This window comes from Trueperaceae bacterium, assembly GCA_031581195.1.
In the GTDB taxonomy this organism is placed as follows: domain Bacteria; phylum Deinococcota; class Deinococci; order Deinococcales; family Trueperaceae; genus SLSQ01.
On the sequence record JAVLCF010000053.1, the window covers coordinates 1 to 8,453 of the forward strand.

An 8,453-nucleotide genomic window follows, 5' to 3' on the forward strand; every position below is an offset into this window, starting at 1 on the left:
TCCCCCCATGGTGCCCCACGCGGACGCCGGACGGGGCGCCCCCGGCGGCGGGCCGGGAGGGCCTCGGCCGCGCTCGCGGCGCCGCCCACCCCGGCGGGAGGGGCCGCGTAGCGTGCCTCGTGACCGCGCCGACCGACGAGCAACGCCGCGCCGTGGCGCTGGCCGCCTCGGGGCGGGACGGCGCCATCACCGCGCGGGCGGGGACCGGCAAGACCACGACGCTCGAAGCGGCCGCCCACGCGACCGCCCCGACCCCCGCGACGCTCGTGGCGTTCAACCGCGCCATCGCGCGGGAGGCCCGCGCGCGCGTGCCTCGGCACGTGCACGCCACGACCCTGCACGCCCTCGCCTTCCGCGCGGTCGTCGCGCCCGACCCGCGCCTCCGCGCGAAGTTCGAGGCGGCGGTCGCCGGGCCCGCCCCCGCGACGTACGCCGACCTCTTCGGCCTCGACGCGTCCGCACCGGGCACCGCGCGCCACGTCGCGCACCTCCGCGCGGTGCTGCGCACCTTCGCGGCCAGCGCCGACCCCGCCCCCGACGTCGCGCACGTCCCGGCGCCGCTCGCCGCCCGCCTCGCGCGGGAGCTCGGTCCGGAGCGCGCCGCCGTGCGCACCACCTGGCTCGCGCGTCGCGCCGCGCGGGCGTGGGTCCGCATCCTCGACCCCGCCGACCCCGCCCCCCTGGATCACGACGCCTACCTCAAGCTCTTCGCGGCGCGCGGCGGGCCGGTCCCGGGCGAGCTGCTGTTGATCGACGAGGCGCAGGACCTCGCCCCGGTCATGCTGACGCTCCTGGAGGGTCAGGACGCCGTCCGGCTGCTCGTCGGCGACTCCGCCCAACGCATCTACGGCTTCCGCGGTGCGATCGACGCGATGGCGGCCAGCGACGCGCCGCAGGTGCACCTGACCCGCTCGTTTCGCTTCGGTCCCGCCATCGCGGAGGCCGCGCACCGCGTCCTGGCCGTCGTGACGGCGGACCCGCGGCTGACCGGCGCGGGGCCCGACGGGGCGCTGCTGGACGACGGGGACGCTTGCCCGCCGGGCCCTCGGACGGTGCTGTGCCGGACCGGGGCGGGGGTCCTCGACGCCGCCCTCCGCCACGGGGAGGGGGGCGTGCACGTCGTCGGCGGCGTCGCCGGCGTCACGTCGACGTTGCGCGCCGCGCACGCGCTGTGGGCGGCCCGCCACGACCCGGCGGGCGGCGACGGCCCGCGCGTCGCGGGCGTCGCGACGTGGGAGGCGCTCGTTCAGGCCGGCGAGGACGGCGACGCGGACCTCCGTACCCTCCGCCGGCTCGTGGAGCGCTACGGCGCGGACACCCCCGCCGTCGCGGCCGCCCTCGAACGAAGCCACACCCGCCGGGAGCGCGACGCGGCGACGGTCGTCGCGACGATCCATCGCGCCAAGGGCCGCGAGTGGGACCACGTGGCGTTGGGGCCCGACCTGCCCCGCATCGCGGCGTCGCGCGACGCCGTCCGGCGCGCCCCCGACCCGGACGCGGCGCGCAGCGAAGCGAACCTGGCGTACGTCGCCGTGACGCGTGCGCGGCGCACCCTCGACGTCCGCGCCGTACGCGACGAGGTCCGTGCGCTCCTGCTCGGCGCGGAACCGTGACTCAGCGGTGCCAGGCGGCGAGGGCTCCGCAGGCCGCCTCGTAGCCCGCCTCGAGGGCCTCGTCGATGCGGCCGAACTGCTCCACCCCGAACTCGGTGTCGAGCGCCGGTCGGATCAGCACGTCGGGGGGCGTCATCGTGAGGCGCATGCGCGTCACGAGCGCCTGCGGGATGTCGAACGACTTCATGAACAACCCCGTCAACGCCGCGCGTTGCGGCTGCACCCACTCGCGCACGCGCGACCAGGGGCTCTTGTCGCCGTCCAGCGACAGGGTCCGGTCGGGAGGCACCGCGACGTCGACCGCGACCACCGGCCGCCGCGCCAACGTCCGGCCCACGTCGACCGGAAGGTTGTTCAACAACCCCCCGTCGACCAGCAGGCGCCCCTCGTGCTCGATGGGGGCGATCAGGCCCGGCAGCGCGCTCGTGGCCCGCAGGGCGGGCACCAGCGGTCCGTCGCGGAGGATCACCAGTTCGCCGCGCTGCACGTCGACGGCGGTGAGCGACAGCGGGAGGCGCAGGTCCTCGAAGCCGTCGGGGAGGTAGCGGCTCAGGACCGTCGCGATCCCGTCGCCGCCCACGACCCCGCCGACCTCCCCGAAGGCGAGCAGGTCGGCGTAGCGGATCTCGCGCGCCACCGCCTCCATGCGGTCGGCGTCCGCGCCGTGCGCCAGGAAGGCGCCGACGATGCCGCCCATCGAACAGCCGGCGATGGCGTGAACGCGCACCCCGGCCTCCTCCAGCGCGCGAATCACCCCGACGTGGGCCAAGCCGCGCGCGCCGCCCCCGCCCAACACCAGCACGATCTCGTCCATGCCGCACGCTACCGCCCCACCGGCCGCCGCGCACGGGCGTGCGCCCGGGCGGCCGGTGGGGCGGCGCGGCGCCCGCGCCCTCAGGCGGAGGCGGGCGTCTCGCCGGCAGTCGCGTCGGGCGGGACCGCGACGTCCGGCATCGCGCTGCGCGGGAGACGCTGCACGGTCTCGATGCGGACCGCCTCCACGCGGGTCGCGTAGCGCTTCTCGCCGCTCGCGTCGGTCCACGCGTCGTTCACGAGGCGTCCCTCGACGAACGCCGCGTCGCCCTTGGCGAGGTCGCCGGCGGCGAGCGCGACATCGCGCCAGGCGCGGACGTCGACGTAGTGCACCGGCGCATCGCCCCCGCGCGGCGCGCGGTCCTGCACCGCCACGACCAACGCGACGCGTTCGGGACCGTCGCTCGGGCGGGTGAGGTCGGCGTCGCGCGCCAGGTTGCCGAGCACCCGCACGTGGTTCACCGCGTCGCGCAGGCGCGGCTGGTCGCGCGCATCGAACGCCACGGGATCCTCCGGGTCGCGCCCCCCGACGTCCAGGCGCTCGATGCGCGTCCCGATCACGTCGAGGCGGCTGCGGGTCCGACCGTCGTCGTCCGTCCACCGGGCCTGCTCGAGGTGCCCCTCGAGCCAGACCGGTGTGCCGACGCGCAGGTGGTCCGCGACGCGTTCCGCTTGGGCGCCGAACACCGTCGCGCGTTGGTACCAGGGCCGCGTCCGAGGTGCGCCGTCCTCGTCGCGGGCGTGCTCGTCGCCCCCGAGGTCGAGGCGCAGCACGGCGTCGCCCTTCGGGGTGTAGCGAAGGTCGGGCTCGCGCACGAGCGTGCCGATGAGGAGCAGCGAGTTGAGGCCGAGGGCCATGGGGGTCACCTCCGTCGTCCACGTCCGACCCCGCGCCGTCGCCGCGCCCGTGGGCGACGCGGTCCCGGTCCGGCCGAACGCCGGCCGCGGGCGGGACCCCGAGGGTAGGGGGCGCGCCGGAGCGGCGGGGCGCCCGGCGGGAACCGCGCCGACGCGGTCCGCAGCTCCCGCGGAGGGCTGCTAGGCTCTCCGCCATGCTCACGCTGCGGATCTTCGTCGTGTTCGCCTTCGCGCACGTCACGTCGAACTTCGTGCGGCAAGCGAACGCGGTGATCGCCGGGGACCTCCGCCGCGACCTGGCGATGGACCCCTCCGACCTGGGGTGGATGACCAGCCTGTTCCTCCTGGCGTTCGCCGCCGCGCAGGTCCCGCTCGGGGTGGCGTTGGACCGCTACGGCGCGCGCCGCGTCGTCCCGACCCTGATGGCGGTCGCCGTGCTCGGGGCGGTCGCGTTCGCCCTCGGACGCGACGTCGCGACGTTGACCGCGGCCCGCGCCCTCATGGGTCTCGGGACCGCCGGGATCCTCATGGGTGGCCTGAAGGCGTTGTCGGGCGGCCTGTCGCCCCGCCGCTTCGCGTCGGTGTCCGGCGCGCTGGTGGCGGTCGGCTCGTCGGGCGGCCTCCTGGCCGCGACGCCGTTGGCGCTCGCGGCGGACGCGTTCGGGTGGCGCGCGACGTTCCTCGGGGCCGCCGTCGCACTGGCGGTCGCCGCCGTCCTCGTCGCGGTGGGGGGCCGCGCCGCCCCGGTGCCGACCTCGGCCCACGCGGAGGGGCCCGACGGCGGCTTCAAGGCGCTGTTCACCTCCCCCACCTTCCTCCGCGCGTCGTTCCTGGGCCTCGCGACGACCGGCGTGGCGTTCGCCTACCAGGGCCTGTGGGCGGGGCCGTACCTGACGGATGCGGTCGGGCTGGCGCGCGTCCCGACCGGCAACGTCCTGCTGGCGTTCGCCGTCGGGGCGTCGGCGGGCTACCTCGTGCTCGGGGCGCTCGCGGAACGCGTCGGCGTGGGCCGCGTCGCGGGCCTCGCCGGCGCGGTCTTCACCGCCACGCAGCTCGCGTTGGCGTTCGCGCCGGCGGCGGGGGGCGGCCGGCTGGCCGCCCTCTTCGTGCTCCTGGGCGTGGCGGGCGCGGCGTCGGGCCTGCTGTACGCCCTGGTGCGGAGCCACTTCCCCCCGTCGCTGACCGGGCGGGCGGTGACGGGCGTGAACCTGTTCGTGTTCGCCGGCGGCTTCGCCGTACAGGGCCTGCTCGGCGTGTGGCTGGACGCCGGCCTCGGCGGCCACGCGTCGCTGTTCCTCCTCACCGCCGGGCTCGGCGCCGTCGCGACGCTCGTCTTCCTGCCCGAGGCGCGGGGGACGGCCTGAGGCCGGCGTCCCCCGACCCCGCTCGCGCGGGGCTCACCCCTCGGGGTCGGCGACGCGCACCAGCCGTACCTCGCGTTGGGGATAGGGGATGGCGACGTCGGCGGCGTCGAACGCCAGCTTCACGGCCCGCGGGAGCCGCAACGACACCGGGTACAGGTCGTCGGGCGCCGTCCAGGCGCGCAGCCGCACCGTCACGGCGCTGGCCGCGAGCTCGGTGACGTGCACCTCGGGGGCCGGATCCTCCAACACGGCGTCGTCGGCCTCCAGGACCTCGCGCGCGACGCGCAACGCCACGTCGACGTCGCCCTCGTAGGCGACGCCCACCTCCAGGTCGAGACGCCGGCGGGTCGCCTGCGACAGGTTCCGGATGGCGCCGCTCCACACCGCGTCGTTGGGGGGGTAGACCACGACGCCGTCCCACGTCCGCAGGCGGGTCTTGAAGGCACCGACCTCCTCGACGACGCCGCCCACGCCGGCGACCTCGACGGCGTCCCCGACCCGGAACGGCCGGAGGGCGAGGAGCATCGCGCCGGCCGCGACGTTCGAGAGGGTGCTCTGCAGGGCCAGACCGATCGTGAGGCCCGCCGCGCCGAGCAGCGCGACCAGGCTCGCGGTCTGCACCCCGAGCCGCCCGAGGACGGCGACCAGGACGACGGCGAGGACGGCCCAACGCACGGCGCGGGCGGCGAGGTCGGCGACGGGTCCGTGCGCGGTGCGCCGCACGGCGCTCGCCGCGGCGCCGGCGGCGAACCAGCCGGCGACGGCGATGAGGGCGGCGACGGCGAGGGTCGCCGCCCCACCCACCCAGGACGTGGCGAGGGGGGCGTCGAACATGGGGTTCTCCTTCCGGGGTGCGCAGGGCGGACCCCTGCGGGAAGCCTACGTCCTCGCCGGCCGGACCCGACGCAGGGACGTACGCCCCTCAGGGCGCGTCGGTCGGCTCGGGGGCCGCGTCGGGGGTGGGCATCGCGTCGCTGGGGCTCGTCGCGGGGGCGCGGAGGCCGAGCGAGGACTCGGCGATCACGATGCGGACCTCGTCGGGATCCATGAAGCCCTGGCGCCGCGCCAACCCCTCGCGGAACCCCTCGTCGTCGGCGCGGTCGGCGATGGCGCGGAGCGCCTCCACCTCGGCGCGGGCGGCGGCGAGGTCCGCCTCGAGGGCCGCGATCGCCCGACGGTGCCGCACCGTCCGGTCGATCTCCACGATCGTCAAGAAGGCGACCTGCAGCAGGCCGACGACGGCGAACGCCGCCAGCCACCGAAAGCCCCGCCGGGTGGCGGCGTCGTGGGCGGTCGACGACGGGACGTCGGGCGGTCCGTCGGGCATGCCGCGAGTCTACCGGGCGGCGTCGGGCGCCCCGTCGTCGCCGAACAGCGCCCCCTGCCGAGGGCCCGGGTCCGCGACGTCCGGCAACGCGGTCACCGGCCGGTACTCGAGGCCGAGCTCCTCGAGCCGGGTGCGGGCGGGCGCCGTCACCTCCGGCGACGCGAGGATGCCGCGCACCTCCCGCGCGAGCGTCTCGCGCAACCGCGCGACGTAGCGCTGCAACTGCTGGACCGCTTCGTGCGTCGCGCGTCCCCGCTTGAGTTCGACCACCACCAGGCGGCCCTCGACGTCGCGGGCGTACAGGTCGATGCCGCCGACGTCGGTCGGCACCTCCATCTCGACGAGTTCCAGTCCCTCCTCGATGACGTCGGGGTTGGCCGCCAGCGCCCGCTGCATCTGCGCTTCGCTGCCCCGCAGCACCAAGCCGCCCTCGTCGCGAGGCACCGTCGCGACGGCGTAGGCGACGTCGAGGAAGGCGACGCGCACGAGTTCGTGCGGCGTCGCGCGTTCGGCGACGAGGATGGCTCGGCCGTCGTCGGCGAACACCTCGAGACCGTCGACCACCGGTTGCCAATTGAGGGGCTTGATGCCGCGCGCGGCGTGGATCTGCAGGCTGCGGTCGGGTTTGAGCAGGAGCAGGTAATCGCCGGCGTCGGCGCTGCTGGCGGCCCGGCCGTGGTAGACGACCTCCATCTCGCCCGCCACCTGCAGCCAGCGGCCTCCCTCGGCGGTCTCCCGCCGGAAGAACCCGAGCAGGGTCTCGGTATCGGGCTCGAACAACGTCGCGGCGATCACGGGGCCTCCGGACGGGAGGCTACCACCGACCCCCCACGGGGCCGCGCGGTCCCGCGCGGCCCCGTGGGGACGTCGCGGTAGCATGCCGGCATGGGTCGACTCGGAGCGCACGTATCCGTCTCCGGCGGCGCGGACCAGGCGGTGGCGCGCGCCACCGACCTCGGTTGCGACGCCTTCCAGATCTTCGTCAAGAGCCCCAACCGGTGGTCGAACAAGCCGCGTCCCGCCGCCGAAGCGGAGGCGTTCCGGACCGCGCGGGAGGCGAGCGGCCTGCCGGTCGTCGCGCACGCGGGCTACCTGATCAACCTCGCGAGCCCCGACGCGTCGACCCGCGAGAAATCCCGCGCGTCGCTGCTCGACGAACTGCGGCGCTGCGACGCGCTCGGGGTTCCGGGCTTGGTGTTGCACCCCGGCGCCCCGAAGGACGACGGGCGGGAGGTCGGCATCGACCGGGTCGCCCAGGGCCTCGACGCGGTGTACGCCGACCTCGGGGCGTCGGACGTCCGCGTCCTGCTCGAGAACACCGCGGGGCAGGGCAGCACCCTCGGCGTGGACGTCGCCGAACTCGAAGCGATCCGCGGGCGCCTCGACGCGCCGGAGCGGACCGGCGTGTGCCTCGACACCTGCCACGCCTTCGCCGCCGGCATCGACCTGCGCGACGAGGACGCCTACGAGCGCCTCGTCGGCGAGGTCGCCGACGGGCCGGGCCTGGCGGCGGTGGGGGCGTGGCACCTCAACGATTCGGCGTTCCCGCTCGGCCAGCACCGCGACCGGCACGCGAACGTCGGCGACGGCGAGATCGGCGTGGAGGCGTTCGCGCGGCTCCTCCACGACCCGCGCTTCGCGGACGTGCCGATGACCCTCGAGACCCCCCTCGGGGACGACGGCCAGGGTCACGCCCGCGATCTGGCGACGTTGCGGTCGCTGAGCACGCCCGCCGCCGACTGACGCGTCAGTCGGCGTCCACCCCGTAGCGTCCCCGCTGGTAGAGGAGCGGCGCGCCGTCCTGGACGGCGGCCGCCTCGACCTCGCCGACGAACAACGTGTGGTCGCCGGTGACGACGCGATCGACGATGCGGCAGCCGAGCTGGACGAGGGCGCCGGTGAGCACCGGCGCGCCGGCGGCGTCCTCCCACGCGAGGGGCGGGTCGACGTCGCGACCGGCGAAGCGGTCGGAGATCGCGCGCTGGTCGGCGGCGAGGACCGACACGCCGTAGCGCTCGACCGCGTCGAGGGCGGCGTGCGCGCCGGCGCCGCGATCGATCGACACGCCCACGAGGGGCGGCTCGAGCGACAGCGAGGTGAAGGCGTTGACGGTGATGCCGCGAGGCCCGTCGGGCGTATGCATCGCCGTGATCGTCACTCCGGTCGCGAAGCGGCCCAGCGCGTCGCGGAAGGTCTTCGCGTCCATGGGGTTCCCTTCCCGCGCCACGGCGTGCCCGCGCGGCGCACCGGGCCAAGGTACCCCCGACCGCCGGGCCGCGGTGTGGTCCCGGCGCCACGCTGGGCGGCCCCCGGGCGTGCGGTGCGCACCGGGGTAGGCTCGCGCGCATGAGCGACGCCGCCGCCCCCACCGCACCCCGCGCCGACGCCCCCGACGTCCCGCCGCTCCGGCGCCTGTGGCGGTACGCCGGGGGGTACCGCCCCCGGATCCTGCGCGCCGCGACGTTCAGCGTCCTGAAC

At 76.6% G+C, this 8,453-nt stretch carries 9 protein-coding genes; 3 read left to right on the plus strand and 6 right to left on the minus strand.

Annotation, left to right across the window (positions count from 1 at the left end):
* Positions 1 to 119 precede the first annotated feature (119 nt).
* Positions 120 to 1,613 (plus strand): AAA family ATPase, encoded by a 1,494-nt coding sequence (locus tag RI554_06445; GenBank protein ID MDR9391652.1) that lies wholly within the window; start codon positions 120 to 122, stop codon positions 1,611 to 1,613.
* A gap of 1 nt (position 1,614) precedes the next feature.
* Here RI554_06445 and RI554_06450 read toward each other — a convergent pair whose 3' ends face one another.
* Positions 1,615 to 2,427, minus strand: coding sequence for a patatin-like phospholipase family protein (locus tag RI554_06450; protein ID MDR9391653.1), 813 nt, complete (start codon positions 2,425 to 2,427; stop codon positions 1,615 to 1,617).
* An 80-nt stretch (positions 2,428 to 2,507) separates the two neighbouring features.
* A complete protein-coding gene (locus tag RI554_06455; GenBank protein ID MDR9391654.1) occupies positions 2,508 to 3,284 on the minus strand; it encodes a single-stranded DNA-binding protein in 777 nt (258 codons plus the stop codon).
* 194 nt (positions 3,285 to 3,478) lie between these two features.
* Here RI554_06455 and RI554_06460 point away from each other — a divergent pair, with 194 nt between their 5' ends.
* Positions 3,479 to 4,648, plus strand: coding sequence for an MFS transporter (locus tag RI554_06460; protein MDR9391655.1), 1,170 nt, complete (start codon positions 3,479 to 3,481; stop codon positions 4,646 to 4,648).
* A gap of 33 nt (positions 4,649 to 4,681) precedes the next feature.
* Here RI554_06460 and RI554_06465 read toward each other — a convergent pair whose 3' ends face one another.
* The 3 genes from RI554_06465 to nucS all read right to left on the minus strand — a co-directional run bounded on the left by RI554_06465 (position 4,682) and on the right by nucS (position 6,770).
* A complete protein-coding gene (locus RI554_06465) occupies positions 4,682 to 5,482 on the minus strand; it encodes a mechanosensitive ion channel (protein ID MDR9391656.1) in 801 nt (266 codons plus the stop codon).
* An 88-nt stretch (positions 5,483 to 5,570) separates the two neighbouring features.
* Positions 5,571 to 5,975 carry a hypothetical protein gene (locus RI554_06470; GenBank protein ID MDR9391657.1) on the minus strand — a complete coding sequence of 135 codons (405 nt, stop codon included), beginning with the start codon at positions 5,973 to 5,975 and terminating at the stop codon, positions 5,571 to 5,573.
* Between the two features lie 9 nt (positions 5,976 to 5,984).
* On the minus strand, positions 5,985 to 6,770 hold the full coding sequence (gene nucS, locus RI554_06475) for an endonuclease NucS (GenBank protein ID MDR9391658.1): 786 nt from the start codon (positions 6,768 to 6,770) through the stop codon (positions 5,985 to 5,987).
* Between the two features lie 90 nt (positions 6,771 to 6,860).
* Between nucS and RI554_06480 the strand changes: the two genes are divergently transcribed.
* Complete coding sequence (locus RI554_06480; GenBank protein ID MDR9391659.1) at positions 6,861 to 7,718, plus strand: deoxyribonuclease IV; 858 nt, start codon at positions 6,861 to 6,863, stop codon at positions 7,716 to 7,718.
* Positions 7,719 to 7,722: 4 nt separating this feature from the next.
* Here RI554_06480 and RI554_06485 read toward each other — a convergent pair whose 3' ends face one another.
* The gene (locus tag RI554_06485; protein MDR9391660.1) at positions 7,723 to 8,181 is read right to left on the minus strand and encodes a flavin reductase family protein; all 459 of its coding nucleotides are present in this window, start codon (positions 8,179 to 8,181) and stop codon (positions 7,723 to 7,725) included.
* Positions 8,182 to 8,453 lie beyond the last annotated feature (272 nt).